General features: G+C 69.2%; 21 protein-coding genes. 15 read left to right on the forward strand and 6 right to left on the reverse strand.

Features of this window, described 5'->3' with window-relative positions:
- Nucleotides 1-657: SDR family NAD(P)-dependent oxidoreductase (locus BHU15_RS23765; RefSeq protein WP_069629059.1), on the forward strand; the 657-nt coding region annotated here is incomplete at its 5' end.
- Nucleotides 658-681: 24 nt separating this feature from the next.
- Here the strand turns inward: BHU15_RS23765 and BHU15_RS23770 are convergent.
- Nucleotides 682-1,458, reverse strand: coding sequence for a hypothetical protein (locus BHU15_RS23770; RefSeq protein ID WP_069629060.1), 777 nt, complete (start codon nt 1,456-1,458; stop codon nt 682-684).
- A 174-nt stretch (nt 1,459-1,632) separates the two neighbouring features.
- Here BHU15_RS23770 and BHU15_RS23775 point away from each other — a divergent pair, with 174 nt between their 5' ends.
- The gene (locus tag BHU15_RS23775) at nt 1,633-2,070 is read left to right on the forward strand and encodes a VOC family protein (RefSeq protein ID WP_069629061.1); all 438 of its coding nucleotides are present in this window, start codon (nt 1,633-1,635) and stop codon (nt 2,068-2,070) included.
- 116 nt (nt 2,071-2,186) lie between these two features.
- On the opposite strand, the gene BHU15_RS23780 is transcribed toward BHU15_RS23775, so the two are convergent.
- Nucleotides 2,187-2,975: a VOC family protein gene (locus BHU15_RS23780; RefSeq protein ID WP_069629072.1), complete on the reverse strand. Its 789-nt coding sequence runs from the start codon at nt 2,973-2,975 to the stop codon at nt 2,187-2,189.
- Between the two features lie 340 nt (nt 2,976-3,315).
- Between BHU15_RS23780 and BHU15_RS23785 the strand changes: the two genes are divergently transcribed.
- Nucleotides 3,316-4,146: an eCIS core domain-containing protein gene (locus BHU15_RS23785; RefSeq protein WP_069629062.1), complete on the forward strand. Its 831-nt coding sequence runs from the start codon at nt 3,316-3,318 to the stop codon at nt 4,144-4,146.
- Nucleotides 4,147-4,221: 75 nt separating this feature from the next.
- Here BHU15_RS23785 and BHU15_RS23790 read toward each other — a convergent pair whose 3' ends face one another.
- Nucleotides 4,222-5,568: a COG1470 family protein gene (locus BHU15_RS23790; protein ID WP_069629063.1), complete on the reverse strand. Its 1,347-nt coding sequence runs from the start codon at nt 5,566-5,568 to the stop codon at nt 4,222-4,224.
- A gap of 212 nt (nt 5,569-5,780) precedes the next feature.
- On the opposite strand from BHU15_RS23790, the gene BHU15_RS23795 reads away from it, so the two are divergent.
- The 4 genes from BHU15_RS23795 to BHU15_RS23810 all read left to right on the forward strand — a co-directional run bounded on the left by BHU15_RS23795 (nt 5,781) and on the right by BHU15_RS23810 (nt 11,546).
- Entirely contained in the window at nt 5,781-6,407 is a 627-nt protein-coding gene (locus tag BHU15_RS23795) for a helix-turn-helix transcriptional regulator (RefSeq protein WP_069629064.1), read from the forward strand.
- A 225-nt stretch (nt 6,408-6,632) separates the two neighbouring features.
- The gene (locus BHU15_RS23800; protein ID WP_079128339.1) at nt 6,633-8,765 is read left to right on the forward strand and encodes a VWA domain-containing protein; all 2,133 of its coding nucleotides are present in this window, start codon (nt 6,633-6,635) and stop codon (nt 8,763-8,765) included.
- Between the two features lie 31 nt (nt 8,766-8,796).
- On the forward strand, nt 8,797-9,519 hold the full coding sequence (locus tag BHU15_RS23805; RefSeq protein WP_069629065.1) for a Pvc16 family protein: 723 nt from the start codon (nt 8,797-8,799) through the stop codon (nt 9,517-9,519).
- Nucleotides 9,516-11,546, forward strand: coding sequence for an ATP-binding protein (locus tag BHU15_RS23810; RefSeq protein WP_069629066.1), 2,031 nt, complete (start codon nt 9,516-9,518; stop codon nt 11,544-11,546). The genes BHU15_RS23805 and BHU15_RS23810 overlap by 4 nt, the downstream gene beginning before the upstream one ends.
- A 73-nt stretch (nt 11,547-11,619) precedes the next feature.
- Here the strand turns inward: BHU15_RS23810 and BHU15_RS23815 are convergent, their stop codons facing one another.
- Both BHU15_RS23815 and BHU15_RS23820 read right to left on the reverse strand, forming a co-directional pair.
- Nucleotides 11,620-12,318 carry a hypothetical protein gene (locus tag BHU15_RS23815; protein WP_141726872.1) on the reverse strand — a complete coding sequence of 233 codons (699 nt, stop codon included), beginning with the start codon at nt 12,316-12,318 and terminating at the stop codon, nt 11,620-11,622.
- Between the two features lie 47 nt (nt 12,319-12,365).
- Nucleotides 12,366-16,259, reverse strand: a complete 3,894-nt coding sequence (locus BHU15_RS23820) for a phage tail protein (protein WP_255293195.1) — start codon at nt 16,257-16,259, stop codon at nt 12,366-12,368.
- A gap of 224 nt (nt 16,260-16,483) precedes the next feature.
- Between BHU15_RS23820 and BHU15_RS23825 the strand changes: the two genes are divergently transcribed.
- The 4 genes from BHU15_RS23825 to BHU15_RS40320 all read left to right on the forward strand — a co-directional run bounded on the left by BHU15_RS23825 (nt 16,484) and on the right by BHU15_RS40320 (nt 19,157).
- Entirely contained in the window at nt 16,484-18,025 is a 1,542-nt protein-coding gene (locus tag BHU15_RS23825) for a phage tail sheath family protein (protein ID WP_069629068.1), read from the forward strand.
- A gap of 96 nt (nt 18,026-18,121) precedes the next feature.
- On the forward strand, nt 18,122-18,565 hold the full coding sequence (locus BHU15_RS23830; RefSeq protein ID WP_023537120.1) for a phage tail protein: 444 nt from the start codon (nt 18,122-18,124) through the stop codon (nt 18,563-18,565).
- Nucleotides 18,565-19,017 (forward strand): hypothetical protein, encoded by a 453-nt coding sequence (locus BHU15_RS23835; protein ID WP_069629069.1) that lies wholly within the window; start codon nt 18,565-18,567, stop codon nt 19,015-19,017. The genes BHU15_RS23830 and BHU15_RS23835 overlap by 1 nt, the downstream gene beginning before the upstream one ends.
- Nucleotides 19,014-19,157 (forward strand): DUF6760 family protein, encoded by a 144-nt coding sequence (locus tag BHU15_RS40320; protein ID WP_007457431.1) that lies wholly within the window; start codon nt 19,014-19,016, stop codon nt 19,155-19,157. The genes BHU15_RS23835 and BHU15_RS40320 overlap by 4 nt, the downstream gene beginning before the upstream one ends.
- A gap of 329 nt (nt 19,158-19,486) precedes the next feature.
- Here BHU15_RS40320 and BHU15_RS41540 read toward each other — a convergent pair whose 3' ends face one another.
- A complete protein-coding gene (locus BHU15_RS41540) occupies nt 19,487-19,609 on the reverse strand; it encodes a hypothetical protein (protein ID WP_255293196.1) in 123 nt (40 codons plus the stop codon).
- A gap of 874 nt (nt 19,610-20,483) precedes the next feature.
- Between BHU15_RS41540 and BHU15_RS23840 the strand changes: the two genes are divergently transcribed.
- The 4 genes from BHU15_RS23840 to BHU15_RS23855 form a co-directional block, all read left to right on the forward strand.
- The gene (locus tag BHU15_RS23840) at nt 20,484-20,843 is read left to right on the forward strand and encodes a hypothetical protein (protein WP_069629070.1); all 360 of its coding nucleotides are present in this window, start codon (nt 20,484-20,486) and stop codon (nt 20,841-20,843) included.
- Between the two features lie 12 nt (nt 20,844-20,855).
- Complete coding sequence (locus BHU15_RS23845) at nt 20,856-21,293, forward strand: phage tail protein (protein ID WP_023537125.1); 438 nt, start codon at nt 20,856-20,858, stop codon at nt 21,291-21,293.
- Nucleotides 21,294-21,298: 5 nt separating this feature from the next.
- Nucleotides 21,299-22,144, forward strand: coding sequence for a CIS tube protein (locus tag BHU15_RS23850; RefSeq protein WP_069629071.1), 846 nt, complete (start codon nt 21,299-21,301; stop codon nt 22,142-22,144).
- Nucleotides 22,144-23,241: VgrG-related protein (locus BHU15_RS23855; protein WP_141726873.1), on the forward strand; the 1,098-nt coding region annotated here is incomplete at its 3' end. The genes BHU15_RS23850 and BHU15_RS23855, both read left to right, overlap by 1 nt.

A 23,241-nucleotide genomic window follows, 5' to 3' on the forward strand; every position in this document is an offset into this window, starting at 1 on the left:
ACGGACCCGGAGCAGGCGCGGGCGACGGTCGAGGCGGCCCTCGGGGCATTCGGCCGGATCGACGTCGTCGTCAACAACGCCGGTTACGCCAATCTCGTACCGCTCGCACAGATCGGCCTGGACGACTTCCGCGCCCAGGTCGACGCCGTCTTCTTCGGCACGGTGTATGTCACGAAGGCGGTCCTGCCCCACTTCGTGGAGCGGCGAGCCGGACACTTCATCCAGGTGACCTCGATCGGCGGCCGTGGCACCGCGCCTGGCGTGGGCGCCTACCAGTCGGCCAAGTTCGCCGTGGAGGGCTTCTCCGGGGTGCTCAACGACGAGGTGGGTCCGCTCGGGATCAAGGTGACCCTCGCCGAGCCCGGCGCGATGCGTACGGACTGGGCGGGCTCGTCGATGGACATCCCGGAGATCGCGCCCGAGTACGCGGCGACCGTCGGCGCGATGGCGAAGCACCTGCGCACCACGACGGGCAAGGAACCCATCGACCCGGCGAAGGTGGCGCGCGTTCTGCTGGACGTCGCGCGCATGGACGAGCCGCCGCTCCACCTCGTACTGGGCCGCGACGCCGTCGACTACGTCGCCGACAAGATGAAGGCGCTGGCGGACGGCGACGCGCGCTGGGCGGAACTCGGGCGGTCGGTGGACTTCGACTGACGGCGCCGGGCCGGGGGCCGGCGATCAGCTCCCAGGGCGCAGGAGATCGATGTCGGCGCCCCAGGAGTCGAGGACCGAGGCGTGCCCCGCCTGCCGGGCGGCGCGTTCGACGGTCGCGAAGAGGGCGCGCTGCGTGGCGGGGTCGCCGTCGGCGACGATGCGTCCGATCTGCGGGAACAGCACGTCGGCGGCCCACTCGGGCGCGCCCAGCGGATGGTGTTCCAGCTCCCACAGCAGGTACTTGTTGTACGGCCTGACCCGTTGGTGCAGGGCGAAGACGACCGTCAGCAGATACGGGACGCTCTCCGCCGCGTCGAGGTGCGCGACGGCGGGCCGGGCGTCGCGGTGGCTTTTCAGCGACCGGTAGAGGGAGTTGATGTACGCGTCGAGTTCGGAGCGGACCAGTCGGTGCGCCTCGGGAGCGTCGAGAACGGCCTTCTCCGCGACGAGCCGCGTGATCGTGCCGTCGAGCCGGTCGAGGAGCACCTGGCTGTGGACGAAGGCGTAACGGTCCCAGGGGTCCGTGCCCCCGGGCAGGCCGCGTGTACGGAATTCCGACAGGGAGAGCCGCATGACATCGAGCGCGGCCGACCGGCGGCCGTCGAGGAGAGCGGCCGGGGTGACCGTACGGTCGTCGGCGGTGATGACGTAGACGTCGTGGTCGGAGTGGGCGGTGGCCATGCCCTCCCGGGCGTGGGATCCGCTCAGGACGAGTCCGACCACGTCCGGTGACGCGGAGGCGTGGGCGACGAAGTCGGTGAAGGCCGTGGAGCCGGCGGGGCGGGCGGTGCGTCGGGGCATGCTGATCTCTCCTCGCGGGAATGCCTGAGGTTCGGTCGCGGTCGGGTACCGAGAGATCACTTCATGGGGCGTGAGGCTACGGCGCGGGGCGAGCGGGCCGGTACTGGTTTTCCACTTCTCCGGCGTTGTCAGTGGTGCCCGATACGGTTCTGGAACACGAACCGAGGAGGCACGATGGCCACCAAGTGGACCCTGACGATCGACTGCGCGCAGCCCACGAAGCTGGCGAAGTTCTGGGCGCTCGCCCTGGGGTATGTCGAGCCTCCCCCACCCGCCGGTTTCGACTCCTGGGAGACATGGCTCAGCGACTGTCAGATCCCCGAGGAGGAATGGGACGACGGGGCGTACCTCGCGGACCCCGACGGGGTCGGGCCCTCCCTGTCCTTCCTCAAGGTCCCGGAGTCGAAGGTCGTGAAGAACCGCCTGCATCTGGACCTCCGCGTCGGCGGTGGCCGGGACACCCCCTGGGAGACCCGCTGGCCGCGGGTCCTCGCCGAGGTCGAGCGACTGAAGGCGGCGGGCGCGACGGTCATACGTCAGCACGACCTGAAGGGCAGGCCGGACCATGTGGAGATGGCCGACCCCGAGGGTCATGAGTTCTGCGTCGTCTGAGGTTGCCGCACAACGTCCCTGCCGAGACGGGTCGTTGGGTCCCGGTCGGGCACCGGAACGCGAGAGGCCCGCGGCGGTCGGGCCGCGGGCCCCTGTCCGGCAGCGCGCCGGTCGTGCTACTCGGGCGCCTTCGGGGTGATCACCGAGAAGGCGCCGCCCTGCGGGTCGGCGAGGACGGCCATCCGGCCGGCCACCATGTCGAAGGCCGGGCTCAGGACGGTACCGCCCGCGCGGACGGCCGCGGCCTGGACCTCGTCGACGTTGTCCACGCTGAAGTACGGCTGCCAGTGCGGCGGGACGCCCGACGGGAGCTGGGACAGGTCCATGATCCCGCCGACCGCGCGGCCGTCGACCTTGTACTCGACGTACCCGTCGGCACCGGGCATCTCGGAGCGGGCCGTGGTGACGGACACGATGGAGGAGTAGAACGAGGAGGCGGCCGGGACGTCGCCGGTCGTCAGCTCGTTCCAGATGAGCGCGCCGTGCTCGTTGGCGATTCCCGCGCCCTCGAAGCTGCGCGCCTGCCACAGACCGACGACGGCGCCCGTGGGATCGGTGACCACGGCCATCCGGCCGAGGTCCATGACGTCCATCGGGCCCATCATGACCGAGCCGCCGGAGCTGTTCACGGAGCTGACGGTGCTGTCGATGTCGTCGGTGGCCAGATAGGTGGTCCACACCGTCGGCGGCATCGGGTCGGGGACGGTGCCGTCCGGGTTCATCGCCTTCATGATCCCGGCGACCGGCTTGCCCTTGAGCGTGCACACGGCGTACCCGCCGGTCTCGGACGGGCCGACCTCGCCCTGCCAGCCGAGCAGGTCGCTGTAGAAGTCGATGGCCGCCTGCTGGTCGGGGACCATCAGGTCGATCCAGCACGGGGTGCCGGGTTTGTAGGGGCCGTTGATGTCGGGCACGGGTACCTCCGTCGGTGGCAATGGGGTAGGACGAGCCATCCCTTACCAGAGCCATATCAGACAAAGCGGGCCATAAGCGTGAAAAGGGCGCGTGTGGCGGCGTGAGGAAGTGACGCTTCCCGTGACGCTCGCGGCCGTGGTGTGCCGGGTGGCCGGGGCCAGGGAAGCCAGGTCGAGTACGCGTGTGGAGACCTCGGCGCCCGCGCGATCCCGCGGGCTGCCCGAAGGGGCACCCCCGCGTGCCCCGGACGGACCGGTGCGCGGGCTGGACGGGAGAACGGGCGCACGGTGATGGTGAAGTGCCGGGGCCGCCACGGTCAGGGAGACGGTGATGAACTCACACCAGCACGAGCACGATCTCGATGGCGAGAGCGCGCAGGACCATCAGCACGACCACGACCACGACCACGAGCTGGGACACGACCGTGCGCCTGCCGCCGCTGCCCAGGACGGGCAGACGCACCACCTCTACCGCGCGGCGGCCACCGGGCGTACCGACGTGATCGGTACCGCCGGGATGGGCGTGCTCCAGCGCGCGGTCGGCAACGGCGCGCTCGGCCCGGTGATCCAGCGGGCCCGTGGCGCGACGCCCGACCAGGCCGAGGAGGAACGGCGTTCGCCGGTGCACGACGTCGTGTCGTCGGGCGGCTCGCCCCTCGACGCCGAGACCCGTACGGATCTGGAGAACCGGATGGGCGCGGACTTCTCCGACGTGCGTATCCACAACGACTCGGCCGCCCACGAATCGGCGAAGGGCGTCGGCGCGCACGCCTACACCGTGGGCAACAACGTGGTCTTCCAGCGCGACGCGTACGACCCGTCGTCGCCGCAGGGCCGCACCACGCTCGCCCATGAGCTGACCCATGTGATCCAGCAGCGTCAGGGGCCGGTCGAGGGGACGGAGGCGCCCGGCGGCATCCGGGTCAGCGACCCCTCGGACCGGTTCGAGCGGGAGGCTGTCGCGAACGCGGACCGGGTACTGGCCGACCCCACGCCGGCCCCGGCCCCGCCCGTCGCCGCCCAGGCCTCCGCCTCGGCGACTCCCGCCGTACAACGGGCCGCCGAGGACGAGGAGGAGCAACCGGCCGACGTCCAGGGCTCGTTCGTACAGCGGGCCGAGACGAAGGCTCCGGAGGAAGAGGAAGAGGCGCAGCCCGCCTGAGGCCGGAAGGCGTACGGGCGGAAGCGTGTACGGGGCGCGTGCGCGCACCCCCGGAGACCAGCTGGCCCCTTCGGCTCAGCCTCCCGTGGCCGGCTTCATCGTTCCGCCCAGGAACAGTGACTCCGTGCACCGCGAGGGAGCCGGCGCCCCCACCGGCCTGCCGACCCTCCGGCAGTCGATGGTCATCGTGACCGTACCTCCGGCGGGCACCACGATCGGGGTCACGAAGTGGTAGTCGGAGTCGCGGAAGTTCTCCAGTCCGAGGCTGAGCACACGGGTCTCGGCGCCGGCCGAGACGACGACCGTCCCCGCGTCACCCTGCGGGTTCTGCACCACCAGGTCCGTCAGCTGGAACGTCTGGCCCGCGGGCACCCGCAGCGCCGTCCCGGTGTTCGCGCCGCCGCCCACCGCGTCGCTGACCCGTACCTGCGCGCTGGTCGGGGTGCTCGCGCCGGCGTCCGCCGAGGGGCCGGGGCTCGGGGACGTACTGGATCCGGGCGTTCCGCCGTCCGTACCCGTGCCGGCGGAGTCACCGCCCGCCGAGTCGCCACCCGCCGAGTCCGCCCCTCCCGGGTCTCCCCCGTCCGCCGACCGGCTCGGGTCGGCCTCGACCGCCGACCGTACCGCCTCGGGCGTGACCGCCTCGCGAGCCGCCGACTTCACCGCCGGGCGCAGCAGCGCGTACCAGAGGCCGACCAGTGCGATCAGCACCACCGCGGCGACGATGAGCGCCCTGGGCAGCCAGCGCGGCAGGAGAGGTTCCTGCTGGTAGGAGCCGTCCACCAGGACGGGTTCCGGGGCGTCCTGGCCTTCGGCGACCGGCTGCGGGGCGGCGGACACCTGGAAGGGGTGCGTGACCGGTGCGCCCCGCCACATCCGCTTCGCCGGCCGTACGCGCAGCTTGCCGAACTCGGCGCGGCCCGGCTCGATACGGAGTTCGGGGTCGGCGAAGTCCACCCGCGCCAGCTCGGATCCCGGCTGGGCCGCGAGCCGTACGGTGACGGGTGTGTTGCCCCGGTTGTCGACGGCGAACCGGTGCCGTCCGCCCAGTGATCCGTGCGAGCTGCGCGGGACCAGTTCCGCCGTCGTCGCCGTGAACGGCAGGACGGTCACCCGTCCCTCCGGCACCACCGTCCCGCCCTGGTCGCCGGTCGGCACCACCCGTACACCGAACGGCGTCTCGCCCGCCGGCACCGTCGAGTCGCGGGGCGGGCGCAGCATCAGCGACACGGTCCCGGTGTCACCCGGGTAGAGGGAGAGCACAGCGGGCTCCACCGCCGACCAGGCGGCGCACGCGCCGACCACCTCGAAGCGGTACTCCTCCACGGTCGAGCCGGAGTTCAGGACCTGTAGACGAAGGGCCGTCTCCGCGCCCGGCTCGGCGGCGACGGACGTGTCGTCCAGGCTTGCGGTGAGACTCATAACGCGGACCGTAAGGTCGGGGACCGGGTGGGACATCGGCCGCGAAGGAACACTTTCGGGCAGATTCACTGCCCGTGGCAACCTTTCAGTTTCCTTGTCGGGTAACACGGGAATCTTCAGACCGCCTCACAACGGATGGGGCAGCCAATTACAGCTGTGAGGCTTGTGCCTTCCTGTGACGCTTCCGGCTGTTGCCCAGGGGGAGCATTCGCATGGAGCGCACCACTGTCGCGTTACGGGCGCAGGATCCGATCTCGCAGGCGGGCGTGGCCAGCCAGTTGAGAGCCCGTCCCGAGGTCAGTGTCATGGAATGGGACGACGACGACGTCTCGCCGCAGGTCGTGGTCCTCGTCGTGGACGCGGTCGACGAGGACGCCCTGAGGACGCTGCGGCGCATCCAACGCACCACGGACTGCCGCACGGTTCTGGTCACGACGGACATAGACGAGCAGAAGCTGGTGAGCGCGGCGGAGTGCGGTGTCGCCGGTGTGGTCAGACGGTCCGAGTCGACGCCGGAGCATCTGGTGCATGTCATCGGGACGGTGGCGCGGGGTGAGGGGCATCTCCCCTCCGACCTGCTCGGACGCCTTCTCGAAGAGGTCGGCAGGCTACAGGGTCAGGTGCTCGGGCCGCGCGGTCTGCATTTCACCGGACTGGCGGCGCGTGAAGTGGATGTGCTGCGATTGGTCGCCGAGGGATATGACACCGCGGATATCGCGACGAAGCTGGCCTATTCGGAGCGCACGATCAAGAACGTGCTGCATTCCGTGATGACCCGGCTGCAATTGCGCAATCGCTCGCACGCGGTGGCGTACGCGATGCGGCAGGGCCTTATTTGATCTACGCGAGTTGATCCGGTGCGGGTTGGTTCCGGCGCGGGTTGGTTCGGGTGCGGGTTGATTCCGGTGCGGGTCCCTTCGCGCCGGCCGATCGCCGGTTGCCCCAAAGGGCAGCCGGCGCTTCCCGCCCGCGTGGCTCGACTTCCGCTGTGCGTACGGGCGTTGTACGGGACCGTACAGGCGCTGCGGCATGTCCGGTGGCGCAGGGGGACGGGGAGGATCACCGTGCGGTGGATTCAGCGGGAGTCGGCGACGCGGGCGCGCGGGCGGACCGGACGGACCGGACCCGGCGGCGCCTCGCGCGCGACGGCGCTCGTCCTGCTCCTGCTGGTCACCGGTCTCGTACCCGCGTCGGCGGTGTCGGCGACGGGAGCAGGGCCGTTGGCGGCGGCGCCTGCCGTCCCCGTACCTCCTGACCCGTGGGTCACGCCGGCCACGCTCGACGAGGTGCTCGACCCGGGCGGTTCGACGGGTGTGACCAAGCAGGTGCGCACTCCGGCGATCCCGCCGAGGCCGGATGTGGTGCTTCTGGTGGACGGCACGGGAAGCATGGAGGTGCCGATCGAGAGCGTCCAGGACAATCTGCCCGACATCACCCAGAAGATCCTGGACGCGGAGCCCGAATCACGTTTCGCCGTAGCCACGTTCGGTGACCAGGAGGTCGACGAACCCAACGCGGGATTCGAGGTGCTCCAGGAGCTGACGGACGACATAGACCTCGTCCAGGACGGTGTCGACGCGCTGCGGACGGACCTCGGCGGGTTCAGCATGGGACCGTCGGAGGACTGGATCAACGGTCTGTGGGAGATCGCCGACGGCGCGGACGGCAAGACGGTGTTCCGTGAGGGCGCGAGCCCCGTCGTCGTCCTGGTCAGCGATGCCTCAAGCCACGCGCCGAGCAACGGCCACACCATCGACGACACCATCGCCGACCTTCAGGACAAGGGTGTCCGGGTGATCGGCATCGAGGTGGACAGCAACCTCGGGGACGGTCTGAACGGCAACGGCAACGCCAACAACCCTGATTTCCCCGACCAGATCGAGAACCCGCCGACGACCCCCGGCCAGGCCACCCGGATCATCGAGGCGACCGGTGGCCAACTGCTGGAGGGCATCGAACCGACCGGAACGGCCGAGGCCATCATGGACGGCTTCGACAACCTGCCCACCGTCGTCGGTCATGAACTCGCCGACTGCGACCCGCATCTCACCGTCACCCTGGACCCGCCGACGAGGCGGCTCACCAGCGGTGGGACCGCGACGTTCGACGAGAACGTCGACGTGTCGGCCGACGCCCCGCAGGGCACGACGCTGACGTGCACGGTGCAGTTCCTCCAACTCGGCGCGCAGGTCCCGGGGACGGCGGCGCTCGGCCCCGCCGCCGTACCCGATCCCGACTTCCAGCAGCAGATCAGCATCAACGTGAACGACGTCAACGCCCCGGTCGTCACCGTGGACGACCGCACGGTCAGGGCGACGGACGACGACGGAGCGCGGGTCACCTTCACCGCCACGGCCACCGACGCCCAGGACGGCGAACTGCCGGTGACGTGCGAACCGGGTTCCGGTGCGCTCTTCCCGGTGGGGGTGACCACGGTCAGCTGCTCGGCCACGGACCTGGCGGGCAACACCGGTACGGACACGGCCCGGTTCGAGGTGCTGGCGCCTCCCGTGCCGCCCGTACCGCCGGCGCCGCCCCCGCCGCCGACGTCGGACATCGCGGTGCGGGCGGACGTCAGCCCGGACCGTACGTACGTCGGCCGTCCGGCGCGCGCCCGGTTCACGGTCACCAACGCGGGACCTGACACGGCGACCGGCGTCGTCCTCGGAGCCACCTGGCCTCGGCCGTCCCAGGCGGGTGACCGGAGCCTGCCGGCCCTGAACCGCTGTACGGCGGCCCGGCCGTGCACGATTCCCGCCGGAGGCCGTATCGAGGTGACGCAGACGGCGACCTACCGGGCGGCGATCACCGGCGACGTACGGGCCACGGTACGCGGCACGCTGCCCGACCGCCGTACGGCCAACAACACGGACACCGACCGGCTGCGCGTCCTGAAGCCGTCGCTCGAAGTGTCCCCGCTGGTCGCCAAACCGGGCCAGCCCGTGCTGGCTCGCGGCAAGGACTATCCGCCCGGCGAGACCGTACGCCTCACGTGGTCCATCGGCATCACGGCCGACCGGGCCGGTGTACGGGTGGGCCGCGACGGCACGTTCGAGGTGCAGATGCTGGTGCTGCGCAAGGACACGCTCGGCCCACGCGTACTGCGGGTGAACGCCACCGATCTGCCGCGGCTCCAGAAACCGGTCCTGGTGGTCCAACGCAACCTGCAGCCACCGGACTTCGCGGGCCGCTCATGAGTGACGTGCCTGTCATGGGGGTGGCCGCCGGATGATCCATGAGGTGGACGACGTCCTGCGGACCCTGATCCGGGCGGAGGTCCTCGAAGGCGGCCAGATCGCGGTCGTCTTCGACGCGCCGACGAGGGAGTGGGCCGCCAAGGTCAACTCCCCGATGGTCAACCTCTATCTCTACGACATCCGTGAGGACATGCGCCGGCGGGAGCGCGGACTGCACAACGAGTACGACGAGCGCGGCGCGATCGTCGCCCGCCGCCGCCCACCGCGCTTCTTCAAGCTGTCGTATCTGATCACGGCCTGGACCAAGCGCCCGGAGGACGAACACCGGCTGCTGTCCTCGCTGTTGGCGTGCCTGCTGCGGTACGAGGCGCTGCCGCCGGAGCGTCTGACGGGGTCCCTCGCGGAGATCGGGGCGGCGGTGCCGTTGTCGATCGCGCTGCCGCCGCCGGAGGACCGGTCGTTCGCGGATGTGTGGAGCGCGCTGGGTGGGGAGTTGAAGCCTTCGCTGGACCTGGTGATCAGCGTGCCGGTGACGTCGTCGCCGGTCTACGAGGCGGGTCCGCCGGTGGGCGACGAGGGGCTGCGGGCGCGGTTCGGCGACGTACCGAACCGGGAGCAAGTCGGGGGCAGGGGCCAGCCGGTGTACGGTTCGCGGCCCGGCCGCCCGCCCCGGAAGGCGGCGTCGCCTGGGTCGCCCGGCGCCGTGCGGATCACGGAGACGCGCGGTACGACGCCGGAGGAACCCGGCGTATGACGAGCTTGCGGTACCTGCTCGCGCGGGCGGTCACGGTGGAGCAGCGTGTCCGGCGGGCGGTCGAGGCGAGGCGGGTCATCGACCCGGACCCGGATGACGCCTTCCGTGGCCTGTATCTGACGGAGGAGAACATCGCGAGGCTGCTGGACGAGGAGGGGTCCCGTTCGTTCCCGCCCCTTGGCGATGAGCCGCCCGAGGACCTGGCGTCCTCCCGACTCGGCACCCTGGCAAAGGAGTTCGGCCTCACCCCACTCGACATCGAGATCCTGCTCATCGCGCTCGTACCGGATCTGGACGACCGGTTCGAGGCGTTCTACGGCTACTTGAACGACGACGTGACGCGTCGCCGCCCGTCCATCGGCCTGGCCCTCGGCCTGTGTGGCTCGACCCCGGCCGACCACGCGGCGCGCGCCCGGCTGGCCGCCCGGTCGCCACTGCGGGCCGGCGGACTGCTGCTGGTCGAGGACCTGGAACGGCCTTTCCTGAGCCGGGCGTTACGCGTACCGGACCGGGTCACGGCCCACCTCCTGGGCGACGACACGCCCGACCCCCGGCTGGCGGATCTGATGGCCCCGTGGCAGGCGGTACGGGGGGTGGGCGACCCGGTCCCACTCGCGGCGGTGCTGGCCGACGGCGTCCGACTCGCCTACCTCAGCGAGGACCAGGGCGGCGCGGGTACGGCCCTGGCCGCGTCCGCGCTGACGGCGGCGGGCCTGGGTGTGCTGGGCCTGGATCTGGCACGCCTGACGGAGGACCCCGCACCGGCGGACGCGATCCGCGCCCTGGTCCGCGAGGCCCGCCTCACGAACGCGGGTCTGGTCTGCGCCCCGCTGGACGCGGTCTCCCGCGACCACCCCCACCTCTTACGCCTCCTGACGGCTACCCGCGTACCCGCGATCCTGGTGGGCAGGACCCCATGGGACGCGTCGTGGTCCACCTCTCCCCCACTGCTCCTGCACGCGCCTCGGGTGGAGCCGTCGGCGCGTGGGGCGCTGTGGACGGAGGCGTACGAGCGGTGGTCCCCGGCGCCGCTGCCGCCGGCGATCGAAGCGGACCATCTGCTCGCGCCCTTTCTCCTCACCCCGGAACAGATCACGGGAGCGGCACGCGGCGCGGCCCAGACGGCCCGCCTGGCGGGTGGGGAACTCACCCCCGACCACGTACGCCGGGGAGCCCGTGCCCAGAACGCGGCGGGCCTGGACCGCCTGGCCCGCCGTATCGAACCCACGGTGACCTGGCGCGACCTGGTCCTCCCACCCGACACCCACACCCAACTCCGCGAACTCACCGCCCGCGCCCGGCATCGCGACCGGGTACTCGGCGAGTGGGGAATGCGCCCGGGGGGCGGCCGGGGCCGAGGCGTATCGGCGCTCTTCGCGGGCGACTCCGGCACCGGCAAGACGATGTCGGCGGAGGTGATCGCGTCGGACCTGGGCCTGGACCTCTACACGGTCGATCTGGCGACGGTGATCGACAAGTACGTGGGCGAGACGGAGAAGAACCTGGAGCGCATCTTCACGGAGGCGGCGGGCGTGAACGGCGTGCTGCTCTTCGACGAGGCGGACGCGATCTTCGGCAAACGCTCGGACGTGAAGGACGCACACGACCGCTACGCCAACGTCGAGAGCGCCTACCTGCTCCAACGCATGGAGTCCTTCGACGGCCTGGCGATCCTCTCCACCAACCTCCGCGCCAACCTGGACGACGCCTTCACCCGCCGCCTCGACCTGGTGATCGACTTCCCGATCCCGGACCCAACCCAACGCCTCCTCCTCTGGGAACGCTGCCTGGGCCCATTGCTACCGCGCGGGGCGGACCTGGATCTCCCGTTCTGCGCGGAGAACTTCGAGCTGGCGGGCGGCAACATCCGCTCGATAGCAATCACATCGGCCTACCTGGCGGCAGACACGTCGGAACCGGTGACGATGACGACACTTATCCACGCGATCCAGCGGGAGTACCAGAAACTGGGCCGGCTGACGCTGGCATCGGAGTTCGGGCCGTATCTGGGACTGGTGCAGGGCTGATTTCATCGCGGCTGCCACCGCGGCCGACAGGGCACACGGTGATACGAGAACCAGACCCACTGGTCGGCCCCGCTTACGAGCGCTCGCCCGCGACTCGAATCCGCACATCCAGTCGACCCCGGAGATCCGACAGGTCGTCATCAGGGAATTCACGTCCGAGGAATTCCAGACCGTCGCGCAAGTAGGGCAGCGACGCGCGCATCCCATAGTTGTCGGCGTCGGGCTCCGCGAAGAGGTACTGCCAATGGTAGAGACCCCTCGTACGCAACATGACATCAAGGTAGTCACCGTAGCTGATGTGAAGCCGAGTAGGACCCTGCCGAATGTCGAAGTACCAGATCTCCGGAGAGTCCTGATTGTGCGTGAACCTGAGTGCGGAGTACGTCCCCGTCCCTCCCACAGGATGGGTCTCGAAGATCCTGAATTCCTCGATGAGCTTCCCTACTTCGGACGTCTCCGGGTCGAAGGCCGATGGCTGAGGTCCGCGCACCACGGCTTCAGCGAGGTGCACAATGTGAAACTCCCCGGAGATCTTGTCAAACGGCGCCAGGGCACGCCAGGAGAAAAATAGGTTCGAGTAGCGGTGAAAATTCTTCGTTAATCCGACGGGGAACGGCGCATCCATGACCAGTCGCATGATCTCGAACGCGTCTTCGGCACGCTCCATGTAAATAGCAACAGGCCCTCGATCATATTTCTCCGTCTGGATGGAAGCGCGCGCCTGGACTTGTTCTACCGTCTTGCGAAGCCTGGATTCAAACTCGGTTTCCATGTCATCCTCCGGTTCCCTTGTGGAGCGGCAAACCCATGGAGCGGGTATCAGTCGAACCTGAGCCGTTGCGCCGCATCGGCGCTCGTGAGCTGCGTCGTGAGGTGCGGAAATTTTCTGATGGCGTCAGCAAGATCGACTAGGGTCGTGCTCTTCACTAGCTTCCTTATCGCTTTCGCGTCGGCTTTCCCGATGTTGAGCGAAGTGAAAACAGCATACTTTTCAGTGGGGACGTTGATTCGAAGTACGTGGTGTGGCGCCATCCCGAACCTGAGTCGTTGCACCGCATCCGCATTCGTGAATTGTGTCGTGAGGTGCGGGAATCTCCTGATGGCATCAGCAAGGTCGACGAGCGGGGTCTTTTTAACGAAGTTCTTGATTGATTCCGCCTCCGCCCTCCCGATGCCAAGGGCATCATAGACGGCGTACTTTACTCCTGACAGATTGATGCGAAGCACATCGTTGTTCAGAGGCGCGGGTGGGTCCTGCGTGTCGGCGAAAGAGCTGATGCCGTTGCCTGGCCGAGGCGAGCGCTCGGTCCACGTTCCACCAGAGTGGTCATAACCACCCCACTCAACTGCCAGCCTCTCGGGGAATCCGGGGTGTGTCGCGTAGTAGCTGACGTTTACCTTGTACCAAATCATGCGTTCGAGTGCCGCACTGCCGGCCGCCTTGTTGAGGGACTTCATGGCCGGGTTCTCCACGGCCCAGAGGAACAGCGGATTATTGACGAAACCCCTAGCCGGGACCAGGTTGGAATCCTTGGCGTCGCCTCCAAGGAATGCTGGAAGCAAGTGCATCTTCACCCATGCGTTTCTGTCGGCCGTCGTGTTATAGGTCTCGGCCACGTTCCATCCCGTTAGGGTTGCACCGTTATATGTCCCAGCGTCGCTACCCTCCTCGATGTCCTTGTCAATGTAGCTGGCCTTGAAAGGCTGGGCGAGGACGCCGTGTTCGAATGGTGGAAGCACTGGCGGCGGGAGAGGGGGAGCGGCGCCCGGCCTACGAGCGAGCACATCGGCCAATTTGGCAAGGCCCTCCAGAAGGGCTTCGTAAGCATCTTGCTTCGCAGGCGAACCCGTGGGTCGGGAAAGGAAAGTGCGATTCAATGACTTGACTGCTGCCTCATTCTTTGTGACGTCATCAAGTGCAGCACGAGACCCACTTTCGGCGGCCGGCCCTGCAGTATCCAGTTCAGTCTTCCAGTTCCGCATGTACTCTTTAATGTCTTGCGGGCTGCTGTGTACGACAAGATCGGCGTCCGCGCTTCTTCCATTGAACTGGACCTTGTGGCTTTCCTTGTCGAGCGACTCGAAGTTCTTCTTGGGGGGCGGGTAGGACGAAGGGCCCTTTTCGTTACTCTTCCCCGTCCCCTTCGGGTTCGGCTTCTTTTGGTCAGGCTTTTGCTTGAGCTTCGCCCAGAGGGTCTTGCCCTTCTGGGCTATGAAGTCGACTATTTTGTCGATCGCGCGAGTGACCGGGCGGGAGACCGACTGGAATACCGACTTGACCTTGTTGGCCAGGCCGCCGATGCCCAGGAGCGCTGCCAGGAAGCCGATCAGGAGGGGGACGCTGGCCGCTAGGGCCGCTTCTACCAGTTTGGGGACGCCCGCCTGGCCGCCGTTGGCGATTTGGATTACCGCGTCCAGGACCGCGTTGACGAAGTCGATGATCTGGGCGCCCTGCGTCACGATGAACGTGACGATGTCGATGATTCCCTTGACCGCCCTGACGAACGCGGACGCCGGGTTGAGCAGCGACAGGATCCAGGTGATGCCCGCGATGATCACCGTCGGGATCAGATAGGTCGTCAGTTTGGAGAGGATCGTCGCCTTAAGGTCGCCCGTCTCCGCCTGGATCTCCTTCACCGCGCCGGCCGGGCCCTCGCGGGCCAGGCTCTGGGCCACGGGGACCGAGGATTCGACCTTGGACATCGCCTCGTCCGGGACGCCCTTGCGGGTGACGCGGGCGCGGATGTTGTCCCAGGTCAGGCCCAGCAGGGAGCCGATGATCTGGATGATGCCCTTGATGTCGAAGCGTTGGGGGAGTTCCAGGCCCGCCTTGACCGCGGTGCCCAGCAACCAGGACACGACGCCCGTCTTGAGGTGGTCGCCGATGTTCGTGATGAAGAGGTTCAGGCCCGCACCGACCGCCGTGACCAGGTTTCGCAGGAAACCGATCGGGTCCTTGATGATCTTCATGATCGCGGAGGCGGCCTTCGCGAGGATCCCCAGGAGCAGATTCTTCAGCTCGTTGATCGTCTTGATCGCGCCGACGATCGCGTCCTTGGCCTTGTCGATCAGGCCCCGGTTGGCCTCCTGGAGCTTCTTGATCTCCTCGTCGATCTTGTTCAGGGCGGCGGTGTACTTCGTCGCCAGGTCCTGGACCAGTTGCTCCGACTTCTCGTTGACCGTCGCTTCCAGGTCGTCGAACTTGCCCGCGAAGTCCTTCGCGGCCTCCTCACCGAACGCCTTGAGGTCCGCGGGGAGTTTGTCGACCTCCGCCTTCAGCTCAGCGCGGCCCTTCGCGATCCGGGCCTTCGCGCGGCCGAGTTCGGTGCCGATGATGTCCGCGACCGACGAGATGACCGTCTGCATCTTCGAGACGTAGAGCTTGCGGGCCTCCTGGTAGAGGTCGTTCGCCTCCTCGGGCATGCCCGCGAACTTGTCCTTCACCCAGCGGGCCTTGCCGGTCCAGCCCGAGTACCGCTTGTCCTTGTACTTCTTCATCCGGCTCTTGTGGTCCGCCGTGAACGCGTCCCGCGCCGCCTTCTCCCCCTTCGTGAACGCCGTATCGACCTTCTTGTCCAGGCCGGACAGCGTCTCCTCGACGTCCTTCTTCGTACTGTCGTAGACCTTCTGGAGCTTCGCCGTGACCTCGGCGCGCTTCTTCTCGTCCTTGGTCTTCGTGTCGCCCTTGCCGCCGTCCACCTGTTTCCCGGCAGCCTCGCGCTTCGCCGTCAGGGCCGCCATCGCCTGGGCGCCGGACGCCGCCGCGCCCTCCTTCGCCGTGGCCAGCTGCTGCTCCTCGGCCGCCCTCCCCTTCGCGGGTGCCTTCGCGGCATCCGCCTCGGAGGTCTTCTTCGCGGACAGGGCCTCGTTGAACTCCGGCTCGTTGCCCTTCGCCAGCTGTTCCTCGGTGACCTCGGCGTCCGCCATCGCCTGGTCGTTCTGCGCCGGGCCCTCGGAGAAGTCGGTGACAGCAGGGGGCTGTTTCTCCGGGATCGCGTCCGCTGCGGAGGGGGCGCCCGGGTTGGCCGGGGCCTGGTCCAGGGTGAGGGGGGTGACCTCTTTCTCCTTGGCCGCCGACATGTCCGGCGGAGCCTGGGTCGCGGTGTCGATGTCCTTGGCCGACGACTCCTTGCCGTCCGTGACCTTTCCGTCGACCTCCGCCTTGACCTGGTCCGCCTTGCCCGACTTGGAGAACTTGTCCGCCTCGTCGAGATTCTTCGGCGCCTGTGCGTCGATCGCCTTGTTCACGGCGTCGACGAACGCCTTCTTGTCGAACTCGCCGGGCTTCGCCTCGTTCATCTTCTCGGCGTTCGCGGCCTTGCCCTGGGCTTCCTTGTCGTCCGGGGGCGCCACCGCCGCGTCCTGCGACGCCTTCGCCTCACCGGCCGCGGGCGGATGGACAGCGATCTTGGTCTTCTTCGCCGCCACATCGGCCTTGACCTTGCGAAAGCCCGCTGCCTGGGCGGGCGACGGCTTCACCGGAGCCGTATAGCGTTGCGCCACGAGACGGGAGACAGCCCTGTTCCCCGCAGCGCCCTGGAGCTGTTGGAGGGCGCGACGGTCCGTACGACGCGAAGGCGAAGGCGAAGGCGAAGGCGACGGCGACAGCGCCGAGGTCGAGGTCGACGTCGTACGGGAGACAGCCACTCGGGAGGCGGCGGCCGAGCCGGGCCGGGCGGCGGGGCCGCCGGCCTTCTCCGGGACCGCCTTCATCCGTTCGCCCCTCCCCTTCGGCACTTGTCAGGGTGCGGGGCGTCCACCCGTCACGCGCAGGATGCGCGGCCCGGAGTGCGGGCAACCGAACCGGCACGGCGGGAGCGGTCGTGTTGCCTCTTCGGGCAGTCGTCCGTGCACGGCAGGGCGGCCTCGTATCCGTTCCGGGTGATCGGCCGAGTGATGAGAATGGCCGACGTTCCCCCGGCCGAAGAGAGGCACATATGCCGTCGTACCTGTCCCCCGGCGTCTACGTCGAAGAGGTCGAGTCCGGGTCCCGGCCGATCGAAGGGGTGGGCACCTCGATAGCCGCCTTCGTCGGTTTCGCCCAGAAGGGCCCGTTCGACGAGCCGACGCTGATCACGAACTGGAGCCAGTACGTGAGTACCTTCGGCGACTTCGTCGACGGTACGTATCTCGCGTCGTCCGTCTACGGCTTCTTCTCCAACGGCGGCGGCATCTGTTACGTCGTACGCATCGGCGACGGTGAGCCGGCGGAGGGCGAGACCGGCGAGCTGGCCGTCGGATCAGAGGTACAGATCGGACCGTACGCCGTGAAGCCCCGGCCGGGTGTGGCCGGTGAGATCACCGTTGAGGTGACCGAGGCCGAGGGCGACGATCCCCCCTCCGACGCCTTTCAGCTCATCGTGCGGCGCGACGGGCAGGTCGCGGAGACGTACCCGTCCGTGACGACGAAGCGCAGCAAGGAGAACGTCGCCACCCGGGTCAACGCCAAGTCGGAGCTGATCGAGATACGCGACCCGGGGCGCGGCGCCGCCCCCGCCAGGCCCGAGCCGCAGACGGTGGCCCTCGCGCCCGCCGCGCCCGCGGTCCCCGCCGCCGGCAGTGCCGGCGCGCTTGCCCCCGAGGTTTACGTCGGTGACGCCGACCGCAGGACAGGTCTGGGCGGTCTTGAGGCGGTCGACGAGATCACGATGATCGCCGTACCCGACCTGATGAGCGCCTACCAACGCGGCCTGCTGGACCTGGAGTCGGTGATCGCGGTCCAGCAAGGAGTCATATCGCACTGCCAGTTGATGGGTGACCGTGTGGCCATCCTGGATCCGCCGCCGGGTCTCTCGCCGCAGCAGGCGCGGAGTTGGCGTACGGACAGCGCGAACTTCGACTCGAAGTACGCCACGCTCTACTACCCGTGGATCAGCGTCGCCGACCCGGCGTCCGGCCGCGCCACCCTCGTACCGCCGAGCGGGCACATCGCCGGCGTCTGGGCGCGCAACGACGACACACGCGGGGTGCACAAGGCTCCGGCGAACGAGGTCGTACGGGGCGCGGTCGCGCTCCAGACCCAGCTCACCAAGGGCGAGCACGACGTGCTCAACCCGATCGGGGTGAACTGCATCCGTTCCTTCCCCGGCCGCGGCATCCGGGTGTGGGGCGCGCGGACGCTCGCGTCGGACCCGGCCTGGCGGTACCTGAATGTGCGGCGGCTCTTCAACTACCTGGAGGAGTCGATCCTCGCCGGTACGCAATGGGTCGTCTTCGAGCCGAACGACGACGCGTTGTGGGCCCGGGTCCGGCGGACGGTCTCGGCGTTCCTGGTGAACGAATGGCGGAAGGGGTCGCTGTTCGGGCTGACTCCGGACGAGGCGTTCTATGTGAAGTGCGACCGCGAGACGAACCCGCCCGAGAGCATCGACGCCGGTCAGGTCGTCTGCGAGATCGGGGTCGCGCCGGTCAAGCCGGCCGAGTTCGTGGTGTTCAGGCTCGCCCAACTGACCGGCGGCAGTGGCGGGATCGACGAGTGAGGCGAGTGAGGCGAGTAAGACGACTGAGCCGAGTGAGCCGCATGGTCCGCCGTTGTCAGTCCGGTCCGTTTCTGAGCACGGCGTAAGGAGTCTGTTGTGCCACTTCCCGATCTCGACAGTTCCGTCGGGCATTCCTTCGGCCTCGAGTTCGACAGCGTCATCATCAAACAGATCACCGAGGTCAGCGGTCTGAAGATGGAGCAGGACGTCATCGAGCTGAAGCAGAACACCGCCGACGGCAAGTACGCCATCAAGAAGCTGCCCGGCCGTCCCAAGGCCGGTGAGGTCACCGTGACCCGAGGGCTCACGGAGGACAACAGCTTCGAACGCTGGATCAAGGACTCGCGGTTCGGCCGCATGACGGACGCCCGTCGCAACGGTGCCGTCATCGTCTACGACTACGAGGGCATGCCGATCAAGCGCTACACGCTGATCAACGCCTGGCCGAAGTCGCTGGAGATCGGGACGCTCAAGGCCGGTGACACCTCGGTCCTGACGGAGAAGCTCGCGATCACGTACGAGAGCATGGAACTCGGCTGATGCGCCGCACCGTTCAGTTCCAGGCTCCCGAGCGGGGGGCCGAACGGGAGTCGCGGCAGGGAGAGGCACGTCAACCCGAGCCGCTGCGGACCGAGTTCGGCTTCGAGCTGCCACGTGGGTACGTGGACGAGTCCGGCACCGTACATCGCAGCGGCGTGATGCGGCTCGCGACGGCGCGGGACGAGTTGGTGCCGCTGCGGGACGACCGGGTGCGCGAGAACTCCGCGTATCTGTCGGTCGTCCTCATCTCGCGGGTCGTGACCAGGATAGGCACCGTCGAGGACATCCATCCCGGTGTCATCGAGGACCTGTTCGCCTCCGACCTGGCGTTCCTCCAGGACTTCTACCGCCGGATCAACGCGGAGGGCCACACCCGCGCCGCCGTCAACTGCCCCTCCTGCCATGAGGAGTTCACGGTGGATCTCGCCGGTGGCCGCCTGGGGGAATCGTGACGTACGCGGCCGACCTGCTGTACGAGGAAGTCGCGTACCTCGCCTATCACTTCCACTGGCCGCTCGACGACCTGCTGGACCTGGAGCATCCGGAACGGCTGAAGTTCGTCGCGCAGGTCGCCCGCCTCAACGGGCACTGACGACATGGGGAGGGCGGGAGAGCGATGGGACTGATGTCCTGGCTGCGCGGCGGTCGTCCGGTGGGCGGCGGTAACGCTGCGCCCGAGGCCGGTCCAGTCGACCGGATTGACCGAAGTGACCGGGTCGATGTGCAACGGATCGCGCCCATGCAGCGGACCGTGCCCGAGCCCGATCTCGTCATCAACCCCGTTGGATTCCAAGGAGGGTTGTCCACCCGGCAACCGACCGCGCTCAGCACGCCGCTCGGGCATCTGGTCAGCCCGGACGCGCCTACCGGAGTGCTGCACGGGATCACCAGTCCGGCGCCGGGGAGCCCCGTGCCGGCGGTTCAGCGGTCGGTCGACATGCCTGCGCGGAGGGTGGTGGGTGGCGGGAAGGCCGCGCCTGTCGCGGTGCCCGTCTCGGTGTCCTTGCCGGTGGCTGTTCCCGTACAGCGCGCGTCGTCCGTCATGACCTCCGCCGGTACGTCTGCCGTCGCCGACCTGCCTGTACGTCAACTCGTGGGCGAACAGCCGCTTTTACCAGCATCCGATCCAGGGCCGGGGCCAGAGCCGGAGCCGGTGTCGGGACCGGCGCAGGAGCCGCCTTCCCGGCGGGCGCCCGGGCTCGGGGCTCCGTTGGCCGGGCTGCCGCCGACAGCTCAGCGGCAGGCTGCCGCGTCGGTGCCGGGGAGCGGTACACCGGAGGCGTCGTCGGGCCCGCTGGCACGTCCGCCCGTGGCGCCCACAGCGCCCATCGTGCCGGTCGTGCCGGAAGCCACAGACGACGAGGTGGAGAGCGCGCAGCCGGTCGTCGCTCCGTTACTCGGTGACGATCCGTCGGTGAGTACGGTGCCCGGCACCGAGCCTCCCGCAGCCGCTACCCCATCCGCCCCCGCCCCCGCCCTTCAGCGGTCGGTCGTCAGCTCCGCGCCCCCGCACGTCGCCTCGCCCACCGTCCCTTTGCTCGGGGACCGGCCGTTGACCCTCCGTACCGCCGTCCAGCGTGACGCGAGGGGTGGTACGGAACCTCCGCAACCGCAAACCGCGCCGCAAGCCGCGCCGGTAACCGCTCCGACGCCCGTGCCCGTGCGGTGGACCACACCCGGCCGGGGCGCCTCCGCACCGCCGCCCCCGGCCGCCTCCGCACCCGTACAGCTGTCGGTCATCAGCTCCACGCCACGACCCCCCGCACCCGTATCCGCAGGCGTACCCGCCGCTCTGCCCGTGCAGCGGAAGGCAGGTGGCGGACCGCCGGTGCCGGGGTCCCCGCCTCGTACCGACACAGGCGGCGCCCCGCTTCCCACAGCCGGCGCCTTCGCCGTGGCCGCAGGAGTCGCCCAGCGGATGCCCGACGGCAGCGTCGTCTTCGGCTCCTCGTCGGCCCCGCCCTCCTCGCACTCCCCGGGCACCTCACGGCCCGTCGTCCAGCGGGACGCCGAGCTGAGCGAGGAGCCACCGCCCACGGACAGCGAACCCGAGACAGGCAGTGAGCCCGAGCCCGACCCCGTAGACGAAAGCGGTGCTCCGGCAGCAACCAGCGCCGGCGCCGGCCCCGCTGCTGCCGCACCCGCACGCCCCGGCGGTACGCCCGTCGTCACCGACGAACTCGTCCGAGCCCTGTACGCACCGCTCAGCCGGCTCCTCAAGGCCGACCTCCGACTGGAACGCGAACGCGCCGGCTATCTGATCAACACCCGCCACTGAGAGGTACGTGTCATGGCCACCGCCCCGGACAGCGACCCCGCCGTCAGCGTCTGCTTCGTCGTGACGATCGACGACATCGAGCTGGGATCGTTCAACACCTGTGACGGCCTCGGCTGCGAAGTGGTCCTCGAAACCCGCGAGGAGGGCGGCAACAACAACCATGTGTGGCAACTGCCGACCCGTCTCAAGTACTCCAACGTGAAGCTGTCCCGCCCGCTCACCCGCGAGACCGAGAAGGTCGCGCGCTGGTTCGCCACGATGACGACCGGGTTCAGCCGCAAGACGGCGCACATCGAGGCGCGTACCGGTGACGGCCGCAAGGTGGCCCAGTGGGGGCTGCTGGAGGTCGTACCCGTCCGGTGGACCGGGCCCTCGTTCACCCCCGAGTCGCCGAAGGTCGCGATGGAGACGATCGAGATCGCGCACCACGGCTATGTGATGGAGGGCTGACCGGCATGAGCCCCGCAGGCCCTATCGCCTTCAGCGCCGCCGGTACGTCCGGCGTGGCGTCGGCCGCCAAGGGCGGCTCGGCCCGGCCCAAGCTGGAGCACGCCTATCTGGAGCTGCGGACGCCTCCCACCGGTGGCGGGTTGACGCCCGGCGGCCCGTGCGGCCGGATCGACTTCCAGTTCAACCCCAAGGAGTTGAGCCTCACCAAGGCGGCGTCGTGGAAGCGGACGCCCGCGAAGGGGGCGAAGAGTTCCGGGCCGCCGGAGTATCAGGGCTCACAGCCCAGCAAGCTCACCGTCGAGATGTTCTTCGACGCCAGCGACACCCAGGACACCCGCGTGGTGACGTCGGTGGAGCAGTTGTTCGCGTGCTGCGTGCCGACGAACGAGACGCGGCAGCAGCAGCGGGCCTCGCCGCCGTGGGTGGTCTTCCACTGGGGTGGGCTCACGGGGTTTCCCGGCTATGTCAGCCAAGTGGCCGCGAAATACACGCTGTTCACCACCTCCGGGGTGCCGATCCGGGCGGTCTGCCAGGTCACGATGGAGGAGATCAGCGGGGAGACACCGGGGCAGAATCCGACCTCCGGCGCGCTGGCCGCCCGGCGCGTGCACCGTGTCGACGCCGGGGACTCGCTGCCGTCGCTGGCGCACCGGGAGTACGGGGATCCCGGTGCCTGGCGGGTGATCGCCGAGGCCAACGGCATCGACGACCCGATGCGCCTCGCCCCCGGCACCCAGCTCCTCCTGCCGGCGCTGGACGAGCTGAACCGCCTCCAGGACGGTGCGGAGCGGGAGCGGACCGGGTACGAGGTCACCGGCACCGTCCCGCCGGCCGTCGGGGGGCGGGGCTGATGTCCCAACAGGGCGTCGCCACCGCGTTGGTGGTCGAGTTCGGCGGCACACCGCTGCCGCCGAAGTTCGCGAACACCCTGGTCGAGGGGTACGTGGACGACAGCCGTACGCTGCCGGACCTGTTCCTGCTGCGCTTCCGGGACCCCGACCGGGTGCTGCTGGAGCAGACGGGGCTCAAGATCGGCGGCGAGGCCCGGCTGCTGGCCCGCGCGGGCGGGGACTCGACGCCGAAGCCGCTGCTCGACGGGGTGGTCACGGCCCTGGAGGTCGAGCTGGACGAGACGGGCACGTTCACCGTCGTACGAGGACTGGACGAGTCGCACCGGCTGTTCCGGGGGCGACGGGTGGCCAGCTACCAGAACATGACGCTCGCCGACATCTGCGGCCAGGTCGCCCAGCGTGCCGGGCTGAAGCCGGGGACCGTGGACATCGCCGGGCCCGTGATCGAGCACATCGCCCAACCCAACGTGACCGACTGGGAGTTCGTGCGCGGACTCGCCGAGGAGGCCGGTGCCCAGGCGTACGTACGCGAGGGGCAGCTGCACATCACCCGTCCCGCCGAGGCGAGTTCGGCGCCGGACGGCTCGGCGCGCGCCGATCGCAACCCCCTCGTACTGGAGTTGGGCGGCAATCTGATCCGCTGCCGGGCCGGGGTGTCCGCCGCCGAGCAGGTCTCCGAGGTGGAAGTACGCGGCTGGGACGTCCAGGCCAAGGAGCCGCTGGTGGGCAAGGCGCCGGCGGGGACGTCGTCGACGCTGGAGCTGGGGGTGTCGGCGGCGGAGGTGTCCGCGCCGTTCGGCGAGGCGCGGTTCGTGGTGACGGACGCGGCGTACGGGACGCAGGCCCAGGTGGATCAGGCGGCGAAGGCGCTCGCGGAGCGGATCGCCGGGTCGTTCGCGGAGCTGGAGGCGGTGATCCGGGGGAATCCGGCGGTCCGGGCGGGCAGCGCGGTGGCGTTGAACGCGGTGGGCGCGCCGTTCGAGGGGCGGTACACCGTGACGTCGTCGCGCCACGTCTTCGACGCCGTACGCGGGTACGAGACGTGGATCACGGTCTCCGGGCAGCCCGAACAGCGAGCGCTCCTGCTGCCCGGAGAC

Origin of the sequence: Streptomyces niveus, assembly GCF_001723055.1 — a bacterium.
GTDB classification, from domain to species: domain Bacteria; phylum Actinomycetota; class Actinomycetes; order Streptomycetales; family Streptomycetaceae; genus Streptomyces; species Streptomyces niveus.